The organism is Curtobacterium sp. MCSS17_006 (assembly GCF_003234215.1).
Classification (GTDB): domain Bacteria; phylum Actinomycetota; class Actinomycetes; order Actinomycetales; family Microbacteriaceae; genus Curtobacterium; species Curtobacterium flaccumfaciens.
On the sequence record NZ_QKSO01000021.1, the window covers coordinates 1 to 21,188 of the forward strand.

The window sequence follows — 21,188 nt, forward strand, 5'->3', positions numbered from 1 at the left end:
GGGGGGGGAGGGTCAGGAGGTCAGTGGCCGGCGCCGAGGTTCCCGGCGAGGCGGCCGTGGAAGGCACGGCTGGCGTCGTTCAGCCCGGCGATCTCGACGCGCTTGCCGTGCTGGTGGTACTTCGTCTCGATGGCGTCGAGTGCGGCGACGGTGGAGGCGTCCCAGATGTGCGACCCGGTCATGTCGATGACGACCAGGTCGGGGTCGTCGACGTAGTCGAACTGCGTGGTGAGGTCGTTGCTCGACGCGAAGAAGAGTTCGCCCTCGACCGTGTAGAGCGCGTGCTGCTCGCCGGTGGGGAGGGTCTCGATGCTCCGCGACACGGTGGTGAAGTGGGAAACGCGGCGTGCGAAGACGATCATCGCGGCGATGACACCGATGATCACGCCGATGGCCAGGTTGTCCGTGGCGACGACGATCACGACGGTGAGGACCATGACGATGGTCTCGCCGACCGGCATACGCCGCAGTGTGGACGGCTTGATGCTGTGCCAGTCGAAGGTGCCGACGGAGACCATGACCATCACGGCGACGAGTGCGGCCATCGGGATGATCGCGACGACGTCGCCGAGCCCGACGACGAGGACCAGCAGGAAGACCCCGGACAGGAACGTCGAGATCCGGGTACGGGCGCCGGAGGCCTTGACGTTGATCATCGTCTGGCCGATCATCGCGCAGCCGCCCATGCCGCCGAACAGGCCGGAGGCGATGTTCGCCACCCCCTGCCCGAGGGCTTCGCGGGTCTTGCGGGAACCGGTGTCGGTGACCTCGTCGACGAGCTTCGCCGTCATGAGCGACTCGAGGAGTCCGACCAGGGCCATGGCGAGGGCGTAGGGGGCGATGATCGTCAGCGTCTCGAGCGTCAGCGGGACGTTCGGGATGAACAGGGTCGGGAGGCTGTCCGGGAGCTTGCCCTCGTCGCCCACGGTGGGGATCGCGATGGACGCCAGCACGGTGACGAGCGTCAGGACGACGATCGCCACGAGCGGTGCCGGGATGGCCTTGGTGACACGGGGCAGCAGCACGATGATCGCGATGCCGACGGCGCCGATCGGCCAGACGAGCCAGTCGACGCCGATGATGTTCGGCAGCTGCGCGGTGAAGATCAGGATCGCGAGGGCGTTGACGAACCCCACCATCACCGACCTCGGCACGAAGCGCATCAGCTTGGCCGCGCCGAGCCCACCGAGGACGAGCTGGAAGACGCCGCCGAGGATGACGGTGGCGATCAGGTAGTCCAAGCCGTGCTCCTTGACCACGGGGGCGACGACGAGCGCGATGGCTCCGGTGGCGCCGGTGATCATCGCGGCACGTCCGCCGACGAACGAGATGACCACGGCCATCACGAACGCCGAGAACAGCCCGACGCGGGGATCGACGCCCGCGATGATCGAGAACGAGATCGCTTCCGGGATCAGTGCGAGGGCCACGACGAGGCCGGCGAGGACCTCGCGGAGCAGGATCTTCGGGTTCCGCAGGGCGGACAGGACGGTGGGGCTTGCGTGCACCGGAGCCGGTGCGGGCGTGACGGTCGTCACGGTTCTCCTTCGGTGAGGGATGCGGACGCTCGGCGTCCGCGGGGGAATGTCGTGGGGCGCTTCATCGCGCGCACTGACCGAGTGCGGCCAGGGACCCGAACCTTCCGCGACGGAAGAGTTGGTCGTGTTCGACTCTAACGCAACGGAAGGGTTGCTGCGCAAGCATCGGTACGATCGGTCGGGACCGGGCAACCGGGCGGAAGGGGTCAGCAGTGACGGACGCGGCAGGAGCATCGACGATGCGGATCGGTGAACTCGCCGACCGGACCGGGCTCTCCATCCGGACCGTGCGGCACTACGACGACGTCGGGCTGCTCCACCCCACCGGACGGACCGAGGGCGGCTTCCGGCTGTACTCCGACGACGACCTGCAACGCCTGCTCGTCATCCGCCGGATGAAGCCCCTCGGCTACTCCCTCGAGCAGATGGCCGAGCTCCTCGGCATCCTCGACGGGCTGCAGGTGGCGGACGGCGCCGAGCGCGACCGGCTGCAGGCGCAGCTCGACGCGTACGTCGTCGACACCGAGGAACGCCGGGCGAAGCTCGCTCGCAACCTCGAGTGGGCCGACGAGTTCCTCGGCATCCTGCGCGCGCACTGACACGCCGTGACGGACTGGAGGCGCGGTGCCAGCTGGCACCGTGCCTCCTGTCCGTCCGCTGGTCGCGTCGCGCGACCGACGCCGGCTTGTTCACCCAACCGACGCATGCGCGTGGCAGGGTGGTCCGGGGCATCGTCGCCCGCAGCCCAGCCAGCCGCCAGCGGAGCACGATGCCAACACCCGACCTGATGATCGTCACGGACCTCGACGGGACGTTCCTCGACCACCACGACTACTCGTTCGACGCGGCCCTGCCGATGCTGGAACAGCTGCGGGCGGACGACGTCCCCGTCGTGTTCTGCAGCAGCAAGACGCGTGCCGAGATCACGGCGCTGCAGGCAGTCACCGGGCTCGACGGACACGCGTTCGTGGCGGAGAACGGCGCGGTCGTCGTCGGGCCGGCGGGCGACGTGCTGGTCGGACCGGTCGACGGTGAGCTCGAGCGGCTGCACGCGGAACTCGACCGCGTCCGTCGGGCACTGGAGCTGCACTTCGAGACCTTCGGCGGCGTGACCGACGCGGTCGTCGCCGCGTGGACCGGCCTCGACCTCGAAGCGGCCGGACGAGCACAGCAGCGCGAGGCGTCCGAGGTCCTGCTCTGGCACGCCGAGGACGACGACCGGGCGGACGCGTTCCGCGCGGCGCTCGCCGCGGTCGGCCTCGACCTGGTGCGCGGCGGCCGGTTCTGGCACGTGCTGCCGGCCGGCCGCGACAAGGGCGCGGCGGTCCGGACGTTGATCGCCGACCACGATCGCCGGACGGGCACGGTCCCGCGCACGATCGGACTCGGTGACGGCCCGAACGACACCGCGCTGCTCGACGCCGTCGACTTCGCCGTCGTGGTCCGCGGACACGGCCCGGCACCCGGACCGCTCGCCGACGACCGCCCCGAGCGCGTCCACCGCACGACCGCCCCCGGCCCGCAGGGCTGGACCGAGGGCCTCACCCGGTTCACCACCCCGTCCGTCAGGAGCCACCGATGAGCGACTTCCACCAGAACGGCGTCATCACGACGTTCCACGACCTCGGTCGCCGCAGCACCGCGAGTCTCGAAGAGGACCTGCGGGGCTTCGCCGAGAAGCGCCCGATGAGCCTGATCCTGCCGGCGCTGTACTCCGAGCTCGAGCGTCCGGCCCTGTCGCGGATCGTCGACGAGCTGGCCGAGGCCGACTGGCTCAGCGAGATCGTGATCGGGCTCGACCGCGCCGACCGCTCGCAGTTCGAGCACGCCCGCGAGTTCTTCTCGCGGCTGCCGCAGCGGCACCGGATCCTGTGGAACGACGGGCCGCGACTGCGCGAGCTCGACGCCGAACTGGAGCGTGCTGGTCTGGCGCCGGGGGAGCCCGGCAAGGGCCGGAACGTCTGGTACTGCACCGGGTACGCCCTGGCGTCGGAGCGGGCAGACTGCATCGCCCTGCACGACTGCGACATCACCACCTACGAGCGGGGCATGCTCGCGCGGCTGTTCTACCCGGTCGCGAACCCCGCGTTCGACTACGAGTTCTCGAAGGGCTACTACGCCCGCGTCGCCGACGGTCGCATCAACGGCCGCGCCGCACGGCTGCTCGTCGGGCCCCTGCTCCGCTCGCTCCGCCAGGTCTACGGGGAGTCCGAGTACCTGGAGTACCTCAGCAGCTTCCGGTACCCGCTGTCCGGCGAGTTCGCGATGCGCGCCCACGTGCTGAACGGCCTGAAGATCCCCGGCGACTGGGGACTCGAGATCGGCATGCTCTCCGAGGTCTACCGCGACTACGCGACCCGGCAGGTGTGCCAGGTGGAGATCGCCGACGCGTACGACCACAAGCACCAGCCCCTCGCCGAGGCCGACGGCACCGGCGGCCTCGCCCGGATGGGCAACGACATCGTGCAGTCGCTGCTCCGGAAGCTCGCGACGATGGGCGTCCCGCTCACGTCCGACTCGTTCCGGGTGCTCAAGGCGACGTACTACCGGAACGCACTCGACATCGTCGAGGTCTACCGGCACGAAGCCGAGATGAGCGGGCTCGCGTTCGACCAGCACGCCGAGGAAGCCGCCGTGGAGCTCTTCACCAAGGCGATCCTCGACGCCGGCGGCGCCTTCACGGCGCGGCCGAACGACAAGCCGTTCATCCCGAGCTGGAGCCGGGTGCGCTCAGCGGTGCCGGACGTGCTCGACCGGCTGCGTGACGCGGTGGAGGCGGACCAGCAGGACTGATCCGGCGCCCAGAGCGCGCGCCCTGGGCGCGAGTCAACGGCGGACGGGAGGCACGGTGCCAGCTGGCCCCGTGCCTCCCGTCCGTCGGTCTGGCGCCGTTCTCAGGCTGCGCCCTGCGGCGCCCAACCGAGTTCCGGACCCAGCCGCTCGGCGATGTCCGTGATGATCTGCGCGTAGTCGTCGGGCTCGAACGAGAACGGGAGTGCGAAGGCGACCTCGGTGACCGCCTGGTAGCCGACGTCGGCACGGAGCCGGTCGGCGATCTCGGCGGACGTGCCCACCAGGTCGGCGGCGAAGAGCATCCCGGCAGGGCCCTGCGGCACGCCGACGCGACCCGAGCGGCTGTCGACGTAGGCGCGGTAGCGGGCCGCTTGCTCGGCCGTCGCGGTGTCGGTCGGGATGACGACCAGGCCCTGCGAGACGCGGGCGGCAGCGGGGTCGGGGTGGACGTCGAGGTAGGCGTCGATCTGGGCGCGCTGGTTCGTGGCGAAGTCGGTGCCGTTCTCGCTGCGGGTGACGCTCGAGGTGAGCAGGTGGAAGCCGTTCTCGCCCGCCCACACGGCCGACTTCGTGCTGCCGGTGCCGTACCAGATCCGGTCGGCCAGGCCGGCGCTGTGCGGCTGGACGGTGCTCGCGAACTCCTCGATGCCACGACGTTCGACGGTCTCGGTCGCCGTCACCGGGTCACCGCGCACCAGGTCGCGGAAGCGCAGGAGCCGGTCGTTGCCGAGGTCCTCGTGCTCCAGGGTGTCGGGGTAGATCGCGTCGCGGTACAGGTCGAAGTTCATCGGGGTGCCGACCGAGAACCCCGGGTTGAGGCGGCCACCGAGCAGGACGTCGACCGTGCCGAGGTCCTCCGCCAGGCGGAACGGGTTCTCCGCGCCGATCGGGGTGACGGCGGTGCCGAGGTCGATGCGCGAGGTGCGCTGCGAGGCGGCGGCCAGCACCGCGACGGGGGAGGAGATGCCGTGCTGCAGGTGCCGGTGGCGCAGCCAGGCGCTGTCGAAGCCCAGGGCCTCGGCGCGCTCGATCACACGCAGGGTGTCCTCGTGGCCCTCGGACGGTCGGGCGGGGTCGAACGACCCGATCGTCAGGAAGCCGAGCCGGTGCAGGGGAGTTCCGTCGTGGGGCATGGGTCGATCGTGCCAGACCATCGGGCGGTGCGGGGGTCCGGATGGCAGGCTGGATCCGTGCACATCACCCTGGACTCCGCGACCGACATCGTCATCTCCGGCATCCGTTTCCCGGAGGGGAACCGCTGGCACGACGGGCGGCTCTGGTACTCGGACATGCACACCGGCCAGGTGTTCTCGGTCGACCCGACCTCGGCGGACGGCCCCAGGCTCGAGGCCACCGTCGACGGGCAGTCGTCGGGGCTCGGGTGGCTCGCCGACGGGCGGTTGATCATCAGCTCGATGGAGTCCCGCAGGGTCGTCGCCGTCGAGCCGGACGGCAGCACCTCGGTGTTCGCCGACCTGTCCACGATCGAGTCGTCGCTCGTGAACGACCTGGTCGTCGATGCCCAGACCGGCCGGACCTACATCGGCGCCTTCGGCTACGACCTGTACGCGGGCGAGGAACTACGCCCCGGCCCGCTCTACGTGATCGACCCCGACGGCTCCGTCCGGCTCGCCGCGGAAGGCCTGGTGTTCCCGAACAGCGCCAACATCCTACCCGGCACCCGGACCCTGGTCGTCAGCGAGACGTGGGGCGGCCGGCTCACCGCGTTCGACATCGAGGACGACGGTTCGCTGACCGGGCGTCGCGAGTGGGCAGCCCTGCCCGGCGGTGTGACCCCGGACGGCAGCACCGTCGACCGTGACGGCGCGGTCTGGGTCTGCTCGGTCGACACGGGGGAGTTCCTGCGGGTCGTCGAGGGGGGCGAGGTGACGGACCGTATCGATGCACCCGGGGACTGCGCGATCGACTGTGCGCTCGGTGGCGAGGATGGTCGCACCCTCTACCTGGCGACCGCCGACAGCTACGACCCGGCCGTGACGGCGACGACGCGCGCCGGTCGGATCAGCTCGGTCCGGGTCGAGGTTCCCGGGTGGTGAACCCGAGCGACCTCGCCGAGGCGACGCGTCGTGCCGAGTACCTGGTCGAGCACGGGCCGACGGTGGTCGTCATGTCGCAGCAGGCGGGACTCGCCGCGCTGTCGGTCCTCTGGGTGGCCGCCACTGCCCCCGCCGCCTTGCGGCTCAGCATGCTGGTCTGGTTCCTCCTCGCCGTCGCCGGAGCGGTCGTGGCGGTGACCGCCTGGGTCCGCGCTCGAGGGCACCGCAGGCTGCTGCCCTACCTCGTCGACACGCCCGAACGGCCGCTCGGCGCGCTCAGCCCTGCGGACCGCAAGTCCGTGACCCGGCAGTTCAGTGGGCGGGCCGCGATGACGCCCGAGACCATGCCGCTCGTGCGGGCGCTGCTCGCGTGGCAGCGACGGTCGACGCGGATGGCGATCCCGGCGCTCATCGGTATGGGCCTCGGCCTCCTCGGCCTGGCGGGGTCCGCACTCGCCACGCTGGGTCCGTGGCGCTGGCTGTTCGTCGTGCTCATCGTCTGCGCTGCAGCGTTCGTCACCGTCTTGTCGATGATCGAGAAGCGGCGGCGCGACCGGATCCTGGCCGAGATCGATTCGGCAGGCGCGCCCGTCTCCTGACCTCGCGCGCGCCGCCTCCACGCGCGTTAGCGTGGTGCGGGGAGGCCGTGATGGACAGTCCGGGCTGGTGGTCCGCGATCGGCTGCGCCGTGCTCCTGCTCATCGTCGACGCGGCGATCTGGGGCATCGCGTCGATCGCTGCAGACGGCCTGGGACGGAACCGCGCAGCGGGTATCCGACTGCCGTCGCTCATGCGGAGCGACGCGGCCTGGCACGCCGGACACCGGGCCGCCCGCCGGGTCATGCGGCCGTTGCTCATCGGCGCCGCGGTCGTGGCGATCGTGTCCGTTCCGGCTCAGCTCATCCCGGTGCTCTCCGTGGTGCTGCTCGGGCTGTCCCTGGCGACCACGCTGGCGGCGCTCGTCGTCGGTGCGGTGTCGGCGTCCCGTGCTGCGAACAGCGTTCCTCGCGACGATTGATCGGAGCGGCCATGCTGGTCCCGTGCAGCGAATCGGGCTCAGCGACCCAGAAGGTGTTCGGTTCGTCCCTTCCCGCGGATCGGGGACCGGCGTCCTGGTGCTCGCGGGGTCGAGCGGGCGGATCGACGAGGACCGCGCGCGGGTCTTCGCGGAACTCGGGCACGTCGCTGAATCGATCCGGTGGTTCGGGGGATCCGGCCAGCAACCGGGACCGTGGTCCGTCCCCCTCGAGCTGTTCCTCGCCCGTATCGACGATCTCGAGCGGACCTGCGATCGGGTCTGGCTCGTCGGGACGTCCCTCGGGGCCGAGGCCGCGCTGGTCCTCGGCGCCCTCCGCCCCTCGGTCGCGGGTGTCATCGCGTTCGCGCCCACCGACGTGGTGTGGCCCTGGCCGGACGACGAGGGCGTGGAACGATCGCACTGGACCCTCGACGGCTCGCCACTGCCGCACGTGCCGTTGGCGTGGGACACCTGGCGGCGGGAAGAACCGCCGCGCTTCCGATCGCTCTACGAACACTCGTACGAAGCTGCCCCGGACCGGGTTCGGGCAGCGGCGGTACCCGTCGAGCGGATACCGCAGCTCGTCCTGATCGCCGGAGAGGACGACCAGGTCTGGCCGAGCGCCCAGAGCGCTCGCCGCATCGCAGCTCGGCGGACCGCGGCCGGGCACACCACGACCGTGGTCATCCATCGGGACGCAGGGCACCGGGCAGCTCTGCCCACCGAGCCGGTCGTGGCCGGAGGGACCGCGATGGTGCGCGGCGGTACCGCCGCCGCCGATGCTGCGCTCGGAGTGGTGGCACTCGAGGCGATCCGTGGTGCCCTCGTCCAGGACCGCATCCGTTCATCGAGCTGACCGAAGGGGCTCTTCGTCGCCGCGCGGTGCGAGGTTGCACACGTGGTGCGAGGCATCCGAGCTCGCACCACGTGTGCAACCTCGCACCAGACGGAACCGGCGCCAAGCGACCGGGGCGACACGGCCGCACGCACCGCCCGCCACCACGCGCACCCGCGTCACCCGCACCCCTCCCGGTACGGCAGACTCAACGGACAAGCATCCAGGAGTGATCGTCATGTTCGTCGCCGCCATCGTCTTCCTCGTCATCGCGCTCGTCGCGCTCTTCTTCCGAACACGCACCTACTCCACCCCCGCACGCCCGGCCACACCCGGCCGCGAGGCACGTCCCGCCGTCCCGACCCGCCGCCCGAACCTCATCGCGACGTGGACGGCAGCAGCCGCGGGCGTCCTGTTCGTCGGGCTCACGCTCGGCAGCACCTTGTACGCGCAGGACACGGGCGAGTCGAAGGTGCAGGTGGACATCTCCGGCAACATCGTCGGGCAGACCACGGACTCCGGGTTCCACTTCAAGGCACCGTGGGCCACGCTCCACACGTTCAACATCCGGAACCAGACCGTCACCTACATCAACGCGGTGAACGGCTCCGACTCGGACAACAACGGCAACGTCCGCTCCGGCCCGTACGTCACGGTGCAGGACCAGGACGGCGTCTCGTCGAACGTCAGTCTGAACCTGCAGTACAGCATCGACGCGAAGTCGGTCACCGACATCTACCGGTCGTACAAGACCGAGGAGAACTTCAAGACGCAGTTCATCGGCAACTCAGTGCGCAGCGTCGTCCGCCAGGTGCCGAACGACTTCACCACCATCGAGCTCATCACCAAGCGCGGCACCGTCGAGAAGGCGATGATCCAGGCGCTCGAGACGCGGTGGAAGGGCTCGGGCGTGCACGTCGACAACTTCGCGCTGCAGGAGATCACCCCGCCGAAGTCGGTCATCGACGCGTACGCCACGGCGCAGCAGGCGCAGATCCAGGTCACGAAGGAGCGCGCGCTCCTGGATGCGAAGAAGGTGCAGGCGCAGCAGCAGGTCGCCGAGGCGCAGGGTCAGGCCGACGCCAACGAGGTCCTCAACGAGCACCCGCTGTCCGACGCCGCGCTCAAGCAGCGCGAGATCGAGGCGCTCAAGAGCGCCGGCGACAACGGCTCGCTGATCGTCGTGCCGCAGGGCACCGACAACATCCTCAGCCTGCCGGGGACCTCGGGTTCGAAGAGCAAGTGACGGCGTCGGGCCCCTGCACGGCGCTCAGTGCCCGAGTTCGACCAGGAACACGCCGACGATGATCAGCGCGATCCCGCCGAGCATGAGCGCCGTGAGCGGTTCGCGGAAGAGCACCCGTCCGAGGATCGCGGTCAGGGCGACGCCCGTCGCGGCCCAGATGCCGTAGGCGACCCCGATCGGCAGGCCGAGCGTCAACGCCACGGCGAGCAGGCTGAAGGCGATGAGGTACCCGGCGACGACGGCGACGTACCAGACGCGTTTCCCGTCCGTCGCGAGCTTGAGGCTGATCGTCGCGCCGACCTCGGTGACGATCGCGATCGCGAGCAGGACCCACCCCATCAGCGGGCCTCCTGCTCGCGACGTGCGAGCGCCCGCTGGGACCCGATCTCGACCAGGAGCACGCCCACCGCGATGAGCGCGATCCCGACGATCATCGTGAGGGTCAGGGCCTGCCCGAACAGGACGGCGGCCAGCACCGCGGTCAGCGCGACCCCGGACGCTCCCCAGATGCCGTAGGCGACCCCGACGGCCATGCCGCTCCGGAGCACCCGGATGAGCATGACGAAGGCGGTGACGTACCCGACAGCGACGACGGCGTACCAGGCGGGTTGCTCGACGGCCGCCTGCATCGACAGGGCACCCGTGACCTCGGCGACGATCGCGATCCCGAGGAAGAGCCACTTCACGAGGCACCTCCGCCGACGAGGCTGGCGATCGCCCGAGCCGCCGTGGCGACGGTCTCGGAAGCGGCGGTGTCGTCGCGGTCCGCGAGCCACGACCCGCTGACGCCGTCGGCGGTCGCGATGAGCAGACGTGCGACCTGCTCGACGGGTACCACCCACGTGATCCCGTCCTCGTCCGACCAAGCGTCGACGTGGACGCGGACGGCCTCGAGGTACGCACCTTGTTCCCACGCGGCGAGCTCTGCCAGGTCGGCATCGCGACGGGAGTGCGTGACGAGTTCGACGAGGGCGAGCGCGGTCGCCGGGTCGCTCCGGGTCCGTCCGAGGTGCGCCGTCAGGCCGGCGGCGATCCGCGCCCGTGGGTCGAGCCGTGTGCTCGGCGTCGCGAACGCGGCCGCCATGGCACCGCGCAGCTGCCGTTCGAGCACCGCCCGGAACAGCGCCGACTTCGATGCGAAGCAGTAGTGGAACGCGCCGTGCGGCAGTCCGGCGGCCGTGGTGACGGCGCGCGTCGTGAGCGCGGCGATCCCGCCGTCGCGCAGGACGGTGATCGCGGCGTCGACGAGTTGCTGCCGCCGCTCCTCGATGCTGCGGTGCTCTTGGTGGAGGGTCATGGATCGACCGTACTGCTCGACTTGGCCATCTGGCCAAGTCGAGCAGTGAACTGTCAGGGACAGACGGACGGGAGGCACGGTGCCAGCTGGCACTGTGCCTCCCGTCCGTCCGCGTTGCGGGGTCCAGGGCCCCGCTCAGGCCGCGCCGTGACTGGCGCGGCTGCGCCGCGAGAGCGAGTCGATGATGACGGCCAGCAGCAGGACCGCGCCGGTGATCATGTAGCGGATCGACGAGTCGAGGCTCAGCAGGGTGAGCCCGTTCGAGATCGACTGGATCACGATGATGCCGAGCAGTGCCGACCAGGCGCTGCCACGGCCACCGAACAGGCTGGTCCCGCCGATGACGGCTGCGGCGATCGCGTTGAGGTTCGTGTCACCGGCGCCGGACGACAGGCTCGCCGAGTTGAGGCGGGCGGCGGCGAGGATGCCGCCGACGGTGGCGAAGAGCGAGGTCAGCATGAACACCGAGATGTAGATGCGGTTCACCCGGATGCCGGAGCGCCGTGCGGCCTCGACGTTGCCGCCGACCGCGAAGACCGAGCGCCCCCAGCGGGTGCGCTTCAGCACGAAGTTCATCAGCACGACCAGCACGATGAAGAACACGAACGAGGTGCCGGTGCCGAAGTCGCGCGACAGGTACCAGACCATGAGCGCGAGGCCGAGGAACAGGGCGACGGCCTTCACGATGGTCAGCGACATCGCCCCGGTCGACAGCCCGGCACGGCGGCGGCGGGCAGCGCGTCGGATCTCGGTGAAGAAGAGTCCTCCGGCGGCCAGGACGGCGAGCAGGTACGCGAGCCACGGCGGCAGGTACGACGCCGACGCGAACTGCACGATCGGGGAGTCGTACGGCAGGTTGATCGAGCCGTTCGGGCCGAGGATGAGCAGCTGCAGCCCGAGGAACCCGAGCAGGCCGGCGAGCGTGATGACGAAGCTCGGCACCCCGAAGCGAGTGAACAGCAGGCCGTAGAGCAGCCCGGCGGCGGCACCGACGGCCAGGGCGACGGTGAGCACGAGCCACAGCGGCCAGCCGAGCGTCGTGAGGCCCTGACCGAGGATCGCGGCGGAGAGCCCGCTGACGCTGCCGACGGACAGGTCGATCTCGCCGAGCAGCAGCACGAGGACGATGCCGATCGCGATGGTGCCGACCGCGGCGCACTGCAGGGCGAGGTTGACCAGGTTGCCCGGGGACAGGAAGTCGGGGGAGAGCGCCTGGAACACCGCCCAGATGACGATGAGCCCGACGACCACCGGCAGCGAGCCGATGTCACCGCCGCGCACCCGGCGGACGAACGCCTTCGCCGCGCCGCCGATCCCCTGGTCGCGCAGGAGCCGCTCGTCCTGCAGGTCCGCCGCCGAGGGGGTCGGGGTCGCTGCGGTGAGGGTCTCGTCGGTCTTGCTCATGCGCTGGTCTCCTGCTCGGTGCGGGCGGCGGCGCGACGGGTGACGGCGTTGTCGGTGGCGCCGGTGATGGCCGCGATGATCTCCTCGTAGGAGACGTCGTCGATGCGGAACGTGCCGTTGTTCCGCCCCAGCCGAAGGACCGCGACCCGGTCGGCGACGGCCTGCACGTCCGCGAGGTTGTGGCTGATGAGGACGACGCCGAGTCCGCGCTCGCGCAGGCGTTCGACGAGGTTCAGGACCTCGGCGGTCTGTGCGACGCCGAGTGCTGCGGTGGGCTCGTCGAGGACGACCACCTGCGGGTCACCGATCAGCGAGCGGGCGATCGCCACGGTCTGTCGCTGGCCACCGGACAGCGACGCGATCGGGATCCGCACCGAGGGGATCCGGGCGGCGAGCTGCTGGAGGAGCTCCCACGATCGGCGCTCCATCTCCTCCTCGTCGAGGAACGGGTGGGCGATCTCGCGCCCGAGGAACAGGTTCGAGACCACGTCGAGGTTGTCGGCGAGGGCGAGGTCCTGGAACACCGTGGCGATGCCGAGGGTCTGGGCCGCGGCGGGGTTCGGGACGGTGACCTCGTCGCCGCCGAAGGTGATCGTGCCGCCGTCCGGCGTGTAGACCCCGGCGAGGATCTTGACGAACGTCGACTTGCCGGCGCCGTTGTCGCCGACGATGGCGACCACCTCGCCCGGGTAGACGTCGAAGTCGATGTCGCTGAGGGCCTGGACGGCGCCGAACCGCTTGGTGATCCCGCGCAGGGACATCACCGGGTCGGCGGAGGGGTGTGCTGCTGGTGACGCGTTGCTCACGGGTGTCGTGCTCACGGGTGTCGTCCTCGATCGGTGAGGCCCGCCCGGTCCGCAGTCGGACCGGGCGGGCAGAGGGGGTCGGACCTACTTGATGCCGGCGCTGTCGCAGGCTGCCTTGTACTGCGCGGTGCAGATCTTCGACACCTCGTACAGGCCGTCTTTGACCACCGTCGACTGGACGTTGTCCGTGGTGACGGCGACCGGGTCGAGCAGGGTCGACTGGACGCTGGCGCCGCCGGCGGTGTCGACGGTGGTGTCGCCCTTCGGGGTCTCACCCTTGGCGAACTGGATCGCCAGGTCGGCGGCCTTCGACGCCTCGGGCTTGAAGGCCTTGTAGACGGTCATGTACTGCTCGCCGGCGAGGATCCGCTGGATGCCCGCGAGCGAGGCGTCCTGCCCGGTGACGGGCGGGAGCTCGGTGACGCCGGCCGACTTCAGGGCCGCGATGACGCCGCCGCCGGTGTCGTCGTTCGCCGCGTAGACGCCGGTGATCTTGTCCTTGCCGAGCTTGCTGATCTGGCCGGCTGCCCAGTCCTGCGCCTTCGCGGGGTCCCATCCGGGGGTGTCGTACTCGGCGAGCACCTTGTAGCCGCTGTCGTCGATGACCGAGTGGGCGCCCTTCTTGAACTGCGAGGCGTTGTTGTCGGTGGGGGAGCCGTTCACCATGATGATGCCCGAGCCCTCCGGGACCTTCTTCGCCTTGAGGGCGTCGACGAGTGCCTGGCCCTGCAGCTCACCGACCTTCTCGTTGTCGAACGAGATGTAGTAGCTCAGGTCGGGGCTGTTGATGAGCCGGTCGTAGGAGATCACCGGCACCTTCTTGGCCTTCGCCTGCTGGACGATGGACGCTGCGGCCTCGCCGTCGAACGGGTCGAGGACCAGGACCTTGACGCCCTGCGTGAGCATCGACTGGGCCTGCTGCAGCTGCTTCGACGCGTCGCCGTCGGCGTTCGCGTAGATGACCGAGCAGCCGCTGCACTGCTTCTTCACCTCGGCGGTGAAGAGCGGACGGTCGGCGCTGGCGTAGCGGGCGGTGACGGAGTCGGGCAGGAGCAGGCCGATCTTGGCTTTCGACGCGTCGCCGCCGCCTCCGCCGGAACCGGTCCCGGCGTCCGCGCCGTTGGAACAGCCCGCCAGGGTGGTGATCGCGAGCAGCAGGGCGCTGACGCCCAGCATCGCTCGTGTGGTGGATTTCTTCATTGAAACGTCCTCCAACAGTGGACCGCCCCCATCGGCGGTGCCCTGAGTGTGACAGCGAGCGTTCTTGGCTGCAAGAGTTGAACGCAAGGACCGCGCGCCGTGACGAAAACGTTATCCGGAGGGCGCGGAGCGGCACGGCCGGCGCAGCGCGGAGCGCCCCGGCCTGCACGGGGCGCCCCGGCCGGCACGGCCCGGCGCGTCTCCGCCTAGCGTGCGCGCGTCACGTCCACGGCTTCGATCGCCAGGGCCAGCGCGCCGGTCACCGAGGCCTTCTCGCCGAGCTGCCCCTGCACCACGTCCGGCGTGCCGTCCACGTCGACGATCAACGACGACTCGAGGGCCTGCCGCATCGGGCCGAGCAGGAGTTCCCCGGCACGCGCGAACTCGCCCGTGACCACCACCCGCTCGGGGTCGAGGACGTTGCACAGGCCCACCGCCGCCGAGCCGATCGCCCGCCCGGCGTCGGCCACGGCGCGCATGCAGACCTGGTCGCCGCCCATCGCGCGCAGGATCAGGTCCGCCAGCTTCAGGGTGCCGACCTCGTCGCGGACGCCCTCGAGCACGGCGGGTGCGCCGGCGATCGCCTCGAGGCACCCGCGGTTGCCGCACCGGCACAGGGGCCCGTTCGGCAGGACGGGGGTGTGCCCGAACTCGCCGGCGATGCCGTGGTGCCCACGGAACAGGTGCCCGCCCAGCACGAGTCCGGCACCGATGCCGTTGCCGACGTCGAGCGTCACCACGGTGTCGCGGCCGCGGGCCGCCCCGCTCCGGTGTTCGGCCAGGGCGGCGAGGTTGGCCGAGTTGTCGACCTGCACGGGCTTGTCCATCCGCCGGGCGAGCGACTGGCCGAGCGCGATGCCGTCCCAACCACGCAGGATCCCGCCACGCGCCGTCATCCCCGTGCGGGCGTCGATCGGGGCGGCCACGGCCAAGCCGACGGCGAGCACCTCGTCCATCGACGACTCGATCGACTCCACCATGTCCAGCACGAGCAGCGCGGTCTTGTCGAGCTCGGCGTCGGCGCGGTGGTCACGGGCCAGGGGCATGTGCCGCTCGGCGAGGACGGCGCCGTTCAGGTCCGACAGTGCGAGCCGCAGGTGCCGCGGCGAGACGTGCACCCCGGCGACCAGCCCGAGGCCGTGCGGCAGGGTCACGCGGAGCGCCCGCCGGCCGCTCGAGGTGCTCGGCGTCGCGTGCAGGGCACCGGTCGCGACGAGTTCCTTGACGATGTTCGAGACGGTCGCGGGGGAGAGCCCGGTCACCCCGGCGAGCTCGACCTGCGTCAGACCGCCGTGCCGCTTCACCGCGCTGACGACCCGGCCCCGGTTGGCTTCACGCAGTGAAGCTTGGTTCCCCGGACTGCGGCGCGGCTCTGACACGGGGACAGCGTAACGGGCGGGTCCGGAACGCTCGCCGTGACGGACTGGAGGCACGGTGCCAGCTGGCACCGTGCCTCCAGTCCGTGGGTGGTCGCGTCCACGGCCCGCACCGGTCGTCAGACGCGTCGCGCCGCCCGGTCGAGGCGCGGGGTCGGGATGCCCAGGGTGGCGGCGGTGCGCCGGACGTCCTCGAGGACCGCCAGGGGTTCGGCGGCGGTCGGGTCGTCGTGCGCGGCGAGGCTCGCCCGCGCGATCGGGACGAGCGCCGTGGCCGCGGCGACGAGCGTTGCCGTCGTCCCCGGCAGTCGGACGGGCAGGGTCGTGGAGCGGTGTCGGGAGAGGTCGACGCCCCGTGCCTCCAGGACCGGCAGGAGTTCCCGACCGATCAGGAACGCCTCGCGGAGCGCCTGCCGATCCCCGACCATCGTCGCCAGGCCACCGCTCTGCAGGGCCTGTGCGAACATGCCGGCGTCGAGCACGAAGTGCAGCCACAGCCATCCGCGGATGTCGTCCTCGTCCTGCACGGTGAACCCCGCCCGCTGGAACACCGACCGCACCAGCTCCCGCCGGTCCGGAGCCGTGCCGGTCGTCCCGAGCCGGACCGAACGGAGGACGGCACCGTGCAGGACCCCGTCGGCGTCGAACCCGCCGCCGGCTCCCGGGAACCCGAACAGCACCCGGTCCGCGGCGAGCGGTGCGACCGCGGCGAGGGGTTCGTCCCACACGTTGCCGAGGACCAGCACCGTGGCGTCGCCGATGTGGGGTGCCAGGGTGGCGACGGCCTCCTGCAGTCGGTGGTGGCCGACGCTGAGGACGACGAGGTCGTAGGCGTCGTCCGTGTCGATCGACTCGACCAGTCTCGTCGGCGACGTCGATCGGGTCCGCTGCCCCAGGGGTCCGCGGCGGCCGTCGATGACGTCGGTCTGCACGCTGTCGCCGTACTCGGCAGCACGCCCCGGCCGCACCAGGTGGTCAACCTGGTGCCCGGAGTGCTGGAAGGCCTGGCCGTAGATCGTGGCGATGACGCCCCGTCCGAGCATGAGGATCCGCATCAGGCACCTGTCCGCTAGTCTGGAGACGATCTCCACTTGGAAGATATGGAGATTGTTTCCACTTGTCAAGGAGCGCCCGTGCCGGTCGAGGAACCCCTGCCTGCCGAGAAGCCGATGCGCGCCGATGCTCGTCGGAAGCGCGACGCGATCGTGGCCGCTGCCCGAACGGCGTTCGAGCGTGACGAGCAGCTCCGGTTCGACGACTTCGCCGCACGCGCGGGAGTCGGCGTCGGCACCCTCTACCGACACTTCCCGACACGCGAAGCGCTGGCGGCTGCGGTCTACCGGGGTGAGGTCGACGTCCTCTGCCGCCGTGCTCGTGACTCGACGCGACCCGCGGCCGAGAGCCTCGACGACTTCCTGCACGGGTTCGTGGAGTACGTGGTCGACCACGCGGGGCTCGCGCGCACCCTCGCCGCCGTCGTCGACGCCACCACGCAGGCCGAGGGCGGGGGAGACCTGAAGCGGACGCTCGCCGAGCTGCTGGCGCGCGCGGCCGCTGACGGGACCATCCGGTCCGACGTCGCCCCCGGGACGGTGCTCATGCTGCTGCACGGCATCGGGGCCGGGATCGATCGCCCCGGGTGGGCGACGGAAGCCCGTGCTGCCGCCGACCTGATCTCCCGAGGACTCCGGGCCGGCTGATCCGTCACCGGAGCCCGCGGAACGTCGCACGGACGTCGTCGACGAGCAGCTCCGGCTGTTCGAGCATCGCGAAGTGCCCGCCGCGCGCGACCTCGTTGAAGAACACCAGGTCGGTGTACCGGCGCGCTGCCCAGCGGCGCGACCGGCGGACGTACTCGCCGGGCATGATGCTCAGGCCGACGGGCAGGGTCAGTGGTTCCTCGACGGTGCCAGGAGTGGCCCAGCCGGTCCGGGTCGCCTCCCAGTAGATGCGCGCCGCGGACGCGGCGGTGTTCGGTAGCCAGTACAGCATGACGTCGTCGATGATCTCGTCGAGCGGGAAGAGCCGTTCGGCGTCGCCGTGTTCGTCGTGGGAGCCGCCGACGTCCTGGAACATCGCGTAGATCCACGACGCCAGCCCGACGGGGGAGTCCGCCAACGAGTACCCGATGGTCTGCGGGCGGGTCGACATCTGCTGCGAGTAGGCCGACAGCTCCCGCCAGTAGTGGCCGCTCTCCTGCAGCATGACCTGCTCGTCGGGGGAGGCGTTCCGGGCTTCGTCGTCGGTCGGCATGAACAGCGCCATGTTGAGGTGGATCCCGGCGAGCCCGATGTCCCCGGCGGCCTGCAGTGCCGCGAGCTCCGCGGTGACGGTGGCGCCGAGGTCACCGCCCTGGGCGAACCAGTCCGTGTACCCGAGCCGGGACATCAGCACCGACCATGCCCTTGCGGTCCGGGCGGTGTTCCACCCGGTCGTCGTCGGCTTCCCGGAGAAGCCGAACCCGGGCAGGCTCGGGATCACGACGTGGAAGGCGTCCCCCGCGTCGCCGCCGTGCGCCACCGGGTCGGTGAGCGGACCGATCGCGTGGCGGAACTCCAGGACGGAACCGGGCCAGCCGTGGGTGAGCAGGAGCGGGCGGGCGCCGGGGACGGCGGACCGGACGTGCAGGAAGTGGACCTCGAGCCCGTCGATGTGGGTCGTGTACTGGCCCCAGTCGTTCAGCAGCGCCTCGGTCCGGCGCCAGTCGTACTCCGTCGTCCAGTGTTCGACGAGGGCGCGGACCTTCTCGAGCCGGGGCCCCTGCGAGGTGTCGTCGACGGTCTCGGCATCGGGCCAGCGGGTGGTCAGGAGACGGCGGCGCAGGTCGTCGAGTTCCGCCTGGGGGACGTCGAGGGTGAACGGGGTGATGGCTGCGGTGTCCGACATGGGGTCCTCGGCTGCTCAGCGTCAGGGCGGCTGTCCGTCTTGATCGCAGATGATCTTTGCACAAGACGATCTTGTTCCGGTACGGTCTCCGGTATGGACAGTCCGACGCCGACCGACGCACTCCCCGAGATCGACTGGGGTGCCGAGGGCATCGAATCCGAACTCGGGTGGGCGCTGCCGCTGGCGCTCCAGGGCTTCACACGGCTGGGCAGCGAGGCGGTCGCCGACGTGCCAGGAGGCCCCCGTGGCTACCAGGTGCTCGTCGCGACCACCACCGAGGAGCCGTCGTCGCAACTCGGACTCGCGCAGCGCCTCGGGATCGACAAGACCCAGATGACCTACATCGTCGACGCGCTCGAGGCGGGCGGGTTCGTCGAACGCCGCCCGGCCCCGACGGACCGGCGGGTGCGGCAGGTCCACCCCACCGACGCCGGGCGTGCCTTGCTCGCCCGGACGCGGTCCGCCCTTCGCGGCGCCGAGGGCGTGCTCATGCGGCACCTCGACGACGACGAGCAGACGACACTGCGCCGGCTGCTGGCCCGCGTCGCGCTCACCGCCGGGCTCGGCACCGCCGGACCGGACCAGGCGGACCCCACGTTCCAGCACCCCCTCGCCGTCCCGGAGCGATCCCGACGGCGCACCGCGACGACCACGTCGATCACCACTGCAGTGAGGCCCCGCCCATGACCACCACCATCCTCGTCGCCGGCGCCACCGGCGACCTCGGGCACCGCATCGTCCGCGAGCTCACCCAGCACGACGTGCGGGTACGGGTCCTCACCCGGCCCGGCAGCAGGACCGCCGCAGAGCGCTTCGGCGACGACGCCCGTGTCGACGTCGTCGCCGCCGAGTACGGCGACCACGACGCCCTGACCCGGGCCGTGAGCGGCGCCGACGTCGTGGTCTCCGCCGTGAGCGGGACCCGCCCGGTGATCGTCGACGCCCAGCGCGCGCTGCTCGCGGCGACCGTGGCGGCGGGAGTCCGGCGGTTCATCCCGTCCGACTACTCGGCTGACTACCGGCGGATCGCACCCGGAACCAACCGCAACTTCGAGCTGCGGCGCGAGTTCGCCGCCGACCTCGACGCGGCCCCGGTGCAGGCGACCTCGATCCTGACCGGCATGTTCACCGACCTGCTGACCGGCGAAGCCCCGATGATCCTGTTCGGCCGTCGGCTCGTCCTGTTCTGGTCGTCGGCGGACCAGGTGCTCGACTTCACCACGAAGGACGACGTCGCCCGGGTCACGGCGCTCGCCGCCCTGGACGACGACGCTCCGCGGGTGATCGAGATGGCGGGCGACCAGGTCACCGCACGCGACGTCGCACGCACCATGGGCGAGCTGACGGGGGAGCGGTTCCGGCTGCAGTGGGCCGGCACGACCGGGACCCTGTCCGCGATGAGCGCCGTCGGCAGGCGCCTGTCGAAGAACCCCGACGAGACGTTCCCGGCATGGCAGGGGATGCAGTACTTCGTCAGCATGTTCAGCGGGCAGGCGCAGCTGCACCACGTCGACAACGACCGCTACGGCGTGCAGTCGTGGACGAGCGTCCGTGACGTGCTCCGGGCACACCTCAGCGGACAGGGCCACCCGGCGACGGACTGACGGGCGCGGTGTGCGGTCGTCGGCGGCGGAGCAGGAACGCGAGCCCGACGACGACCGGCACCAGCGCGAGCGCGGCGAGCCAGACGAGGACGTCCCACTCCGGCGAGAGCGGCACGCCGAGCGCGCTCGACGAGGTCCGCCAGACCTGGTCGCCGGGCCCCTCGTGCTCGTCCATCCCCGTGACCGGGAACAGCAGCGCCGTCACGACCGCCCAGCCGACCAGCACCGCGACGGCGATCAGTGTCCACGCCCGCGGACTCGCCGCAGGGCCCGTGCGCGTCATCGGACGGCCCCGTCCGACCGGGCCGCCCGGACGATCTGCCACACGCAGACCGCGAGCACGACGACACCGGTGACAGCCGCCACCCACGTGCCGGCGACACCGATCATCGGCTCGGTCGTGCAGTAGCTCGTCGCTTCTCCGGGAACGGCATCGGCGCAGGTGGTCGTCGGGATCAGCGTCAGCATCGACATCGTCACGACGACGACCACCGCGACCGTGGCCCACCCCACCACTCGTTCCACCGTGCGCTCCGTTCTGCCTGCCATCGGTGGGTCAACCATGCCGTACGACGGACCGGACCGGTGTCTCGATCCGGCAACGACTCGACCGCACCGACAGGCGGACGGGAGGCCCGGTGCCAGCTGGCACCGGGCCTCCCGTCCGTCAGCCGCTCGCGGTGACTGCATCGCTCACGCCCGATCGCCACCGCCTGCGGGCGGTGGTCAAGCGGTCAGCAGCGTGTAGACCTTCGCGATGACGTCGCCCTCGATGAAGCAGATGTCCATGCCGGACACGACGGGCGGTGCTCCCTCGGGGCCGAAGTGCCAGGCGAGGTACCCCATCCCGTGGTTCTCGTAGACCGGGCCTGCCGGCGAGAACACGAACCCGGGCGCCTCGTCGAGCAGGCGCTGCGCCTTGGCGTGCAGTGCGTCGTGGCCGGTGACGACCTCGTCGGGGTCCAGGAACTCGACGTCCGGGGCGTACGTCCGCTCGATCGCGGCGCGGCGACGCTCGGGGTCCCGTTCCCCGAACACCTCGAACAGGTTGGCGTGCATGAGCGATTCGAGCGGTTGCGACATCGTGTCTCCGTCGGTTGTCGGCTGTTCGGTCGAGTGTGCGTGAAG

Annotated in this window: 25 protein-coding genes; 11 read left to right on the forward strand and 14 right to left on the reverse strand. The window is 71.0% G+C overall.

Going from position 1 to position 21,188, the window contains the following annotated elements; translation table 11 throughout:
- Window positions 1-20 precede the first annotated feature (20 nt).
- Window positions 21-1,538: a SulP family inorganic anion transporter gene (locus DEJ21_RS16745; protein WP_111225366.1), complete on the reverse strand. Its 1,518-nt coding sequence runs from the start codon at window positions 1,536-1,538 to the stop codon at window positions 21-23.
- 212 nt (window positions 1,539-1,750) lie between these two features.
- Between DEJ21_RS16745 and DEJ21_RS16750 the strand changes: the two genes are divergently transcribed.
- The 3 genes from DEJ21_RS16750 (at window position 1,751) to DEJ21_RS16760 (ending at window position 4,331) form a co-directional block, all read left to right on the forward strand.
- A complete protein-coding gene (locus DEJ21_RS16750; protein WP_111024475.1) occupies window positions 1,751-2,137 on the forward strand; it encodes a MerR family transcriptional regulator in 387 nt (128 codons plus the stop codon).
- Between the two features lie 170 nt (window positions 2,138-2,307).
- Window positions 2,308-3,120, forward strand: coding sequence for a mannosyl-3-phosphoglycerate phosphatase (locus tag DEJ21_RS16755; protein WP_111225396.1), 813 nt, complete (start codon window positions 2,308-2,310; stop codon window positions 3,118-3,120).
- Window positions 3,117-4,331: a glycosyl transferase gene (locus DEJ21_RS16760; protein WP_027464806.1), complete on the forward strand. Its 1,215-nt coding sequence runs from the start codon at window positions 3,117-3,119 to the stop codon at window positions 4,329-4,331. Before DEJ21_RS16755 ends, DEJ21_RS16760 begins: the two co-directional genes overlap by 4 nt.
- A 101-nt stretch (window positions 4,332-4,432) precedes the next feature.
- On the opposite strand, the gene DEJ21_RS16765 is transcribed toward DEJ21_RS16760, so the two are convergent.
- On the reverse strand, window positions 4,433-5,464 hold the full coding sequence (locus DEJ21_RS16765) for an LLM class flavin-dependent oxidoreductase (protein WP_111225367.1): 1,032 nt from the start codon (window positions 5,462-5,464) through the stop codon (window positions 4,433-4,435).
- 57 nt (window positions 5,465-5,521) lie between these two features.
- Between DEJ21_RS16765 and DEJ21_RS16770 the strand changes: the two genes are divergently transcribed.
- The 5 genes from DEJ21_RS16770 (at window position 5,522) to DEJ21_RS16790 (ending at window position 9,487) form a co-directional block, all read left to right on the forward strand.
- On the forward strand, window positions 5,522-6,388 hold the full coding sequence (locus DEJ21_RS16770; RefSeq protein ID WP_181435944.1) for an SMP-30/gluconolactonase/LRE family protein: 867 nt from the start codon (window positions 5,522-5,524) through the stop codon (window positions 6,386-6,388).
- Complete coding sequence (locus DEJ21_RS16775) at window positions 6,385-6,987, forward strand: hypothetical protein (RefSeq protein WP_146247828.1); 603 nt, start codon at window positions 6,385-6,387, stop codon at window positions 6,985-6,987. Before DEJ21_RS16770 ends, DEJ21_RS16775 begins: the two co-directional genes overlap by 4 nt.
- Window positions 6,988-7,037: 50 nt before the next feature.
- On the forward strand, window positions 7,038-7,406 hold the full coding sequence (locus DEJ21_RS16780) for an SdpI family protein (protein WP_111225370.1): 369 nt from the start codon (window positions 7,038-7,040) through the stop codon (window positions 7,404-7,406).
- Window positions 7,407-7,428: 22 nt separating this feature from the next.
- Window positions 7,429-8,262 (forward strand): acyl-CoA thioester hydrolase/BAAT C-terminal domain-containing protein, encoded by an 834-nt coding sequence (locus tag DEJ21_RS16785; RefSeq protein ID WP_181435945.1) that lies wholly within the window; start codon window positions 7,429-7,431, stop codon window positions 8,260-8,262.
- Between the two features lie 217 nt (window positions 8,263-8,479).
- Window positions 8,480-9,487 (forward strand): SPFH domain-containing protein, encoded by a 1,008-nt coding sequence (locus tag DEJ21_RS16790; protein WP_152377666.1) that lies wholly within the window; start codon window positions 8,480-8,482, stop codon window positions 9,485-9,487.
- A gap of 24 nt (window positions 9,488-9,511) precedes the next feature.
- Here DEJ21_RS16790 and DEJ21_RS16795 read toward each other — a convergent pair whose 3' ends face one another.
- The 8 genes from DEJ21_RS16795 to DEJ21_RS16830 all read right to left on the reverse strand — a co-directional run bounded on the left by DEJ21_RS16795 (window position 9,512) and on the right by DEJ21_RS16830 (window position 16,625).
- Window positions 9,512-9,826 (reverse strand): multidrug efflux SMR transporter, encoded by a 315-nt coding sequence (locus DEJ21_RS16795; RefSeq protein ID WP_111225373.1) that lies wholly within the window; start codon window positions 9,824-9,826, stop codon window positions 9,512-9,514.
- Window positions 9,826-10,173, reverse strand: a complete 348-nt coding sequence (locus DEJ21_RS16800) for a multidrug efflux SMR transporter (protein ID WP_111225374.1) — start codon at window positions 10,171-10,173, stop codon at window positions 9,826-9,828. Before DEJ21_RS16800 ends, DEJ21_RS16795 begins: the two co-directional genes overlap by 1 nt.
- Window positions 10,170-10,784 carry a TetR/AcrR family transcriptional regulator gene (locus tag DEJ21_RS16805; RefSeq protein WP_111225375.1) on the reverse strand — a complete coding sequence of 205 codons (615 nt, stop codon included), beginning with the start codon at window positions 10,782-10,784 and terminating at the stop codon, window positions 10,170-10,172. The genes DEJ21_RS16800 and DEJ21_RS16805 overlap by 4 nt, the downstream gene beginning before the upstream one ends.
- A 135-nt stretch (window positions 10,785-10,919) precedes the next feature.
- Complete coding sequence (locus DEJ21_RS16810) at window positions 10,920-12,188, reverse strand: sugar ABC transporter permease (RefSeq protein WP_071404281.1); 1,269 nt, start codon at window positions 12,186-12,188, stop codon at window positions 10,920-10,922.
- Window positions 12,185-12,949, reverse strand: coding sequence for an ATP-binding cassette domain-containing protein (locus DEJ21_RS16815; protein ID WP_111038920.1), 765 nt, complete (start codon window positions 12,947-12,949; stop codon window positions 12,185-12,187). Before DEJ21_RS16815 ends, DEJ21_RS16810 begins: the two co-directional genes overlap by 4 nt.
- A 129-nt stretch (window positions 12,950-13,078) precedes the next feature.
- On the reverse strand, window positions 13,079-14,194 hold the full coding sequence (locus DEJ21_RS16820; RefSeq protein WP_111033134.1) for a sugar ABC transporter substrate-binding protein: 1,116 nt from the start codon (window positions 14,192-14,194) through the stop codon (window positions 13,079-13,081).
- Between the two features lie 206 nt (window positions 14,195-14,400).
- Complete coding sequence (locus tag DEJ21_RS16825) at window positions 14,401-15,573, reverse strand: ROK family transcriptional regulator (protein ID WP_111046552.1); 1,173 nt, start codon at window positions 15,571-15,573, stop codon at window positions 14,401-14,403.
- A gap of 116 nt (window positions 15,574-15,689) precedes the next feature.
- Window positions 15,690-16,625, reverse strand: coding sequence for a ketopantoate reductase family protein (locus DEJ21_RS16830; protein ID WP_111225376.1), 936 nt, complete (start codon window positions 16,623-16,625; stop codon window positions 15,690-15,692).
- Between the two features lie 78 nt (window positions 16,626-16,703).
- On the opposite strand from DEJ21_RS16830, the gene DEJ21_RS16835 reads away from it, so the two are divergent.
- Window positions 16,704-17,270 (forward strand): TetR/AcrR family transcriptional regulator, encoded by a 567-nt coding sequence (locus DEJ21_RS16835; RefSeq protein ID WP_111225377.1) that lies wholly within the window; start codon window positions 16,704-16,706, stop codon window positions 17,268-17,270.
- Between the two features lie 4 nt (window positions 17,271-17,274).
- On the opposite strand, the gene DEJ21_RS16840 is transcribed toward DEJ21_RS16835, so the two are convergent.
- The gene (locus DEJ21_RS16840; protein ID WP_111225378.1) at window positions 17,275-18,456 is read right to left on the reverse strand and encodes an epoxide hydrolase family protein; all 1,182 of its coding nucleotides are present in this window, start codon (window positions 18,454-18,456) and stop codon (window positions 17,275-17,277) included.
- 93 nt (window positions 18,457-18,549) lie between these two features.
- Here DEJ21_RS16840 and DEJ21_RS16845 point away from each other — a divergent pair, with 93 nt between their 5' ends.
- Together DEJ21_RS16845 and DEJ21_RS16850 are read left to right on the forward strand one after the other, a co-directional pair.
- Window positions 18,550-19,143 carry a MarR family winged helix-turn-helix transcriptional regulator gene (locus DEJ21_RS16845; protein ID WP_111225379.1) on the forward strand — a complete coding sequence of 198 codons (594 nt, stop codon included), beginning with the start codon at window positions 18,550-18,552 and terminating at the stop codon, window positions 19,141-19,143.
- Window positions 19,140-20,060: an NmrA family NAD(P)-binding protein gene (locus DEJ21_RS16850; RefSeq protein WP_111225380.1), complete on the forward strand. Its 921-nt coding sequence runs from the start codon at window positions 19,140-19,142 to the stop codon at window positions 20,058-20,060. Before DEJ21_RS16845 ends, DEJ21_RS16850 begins: the two co-directional genes overlap by 4 nt.
- Here DEJ21_RS16850 and DEJ21_RS16855 read toward each other — a convergent pair.
- From DEJ21_RS16855 to DEJ21_RS16865, 3 genes are all read right to left on the reverse strand, one after another.
- A complete protein-coding gene (locus DEJ21_RS16855) occupies window positions 20,029-20,343 on the reverse strand; it encodes a hypothetical protein (RefSeq protein WP_111225381.1) in 315 nt (104 codons plus the stop codon). The genes DEJ21_RS16850 and DEJ21_RS16855 overlap by 32 nt on opposite strands.
- Window positions 20,340-20,609: a hypothetical protein gene (locus DEJ21_RS16860; RefSeq protein ID WP_146247829.1), complete on the reverse strand. Its 270-nt coding sequence runs from the start codon at window positions 20,607-20,609 to the stop codon at window positions 20,340-20,342. Before DEJ21_RS16860 ends, DEJ21_RS16855 begins: the two co-directional genes overlap by 4 nt.
- A 177-nt stretch (window positions 20,610-20,786) precedes the next feature.
- Window positions 20,787-21,143, reverse strand: a complete 357-nt coding sequence (locus DEJ21_RS16865) for a nuclear transport factor 2 family protein (protein WP_071252423.1) — start codon at window positions 21,141-21,143, stop codon at window positions 20,787-20,789.
- Window positions 21,144-21,188: the final 45 nt, after the last annotated feature.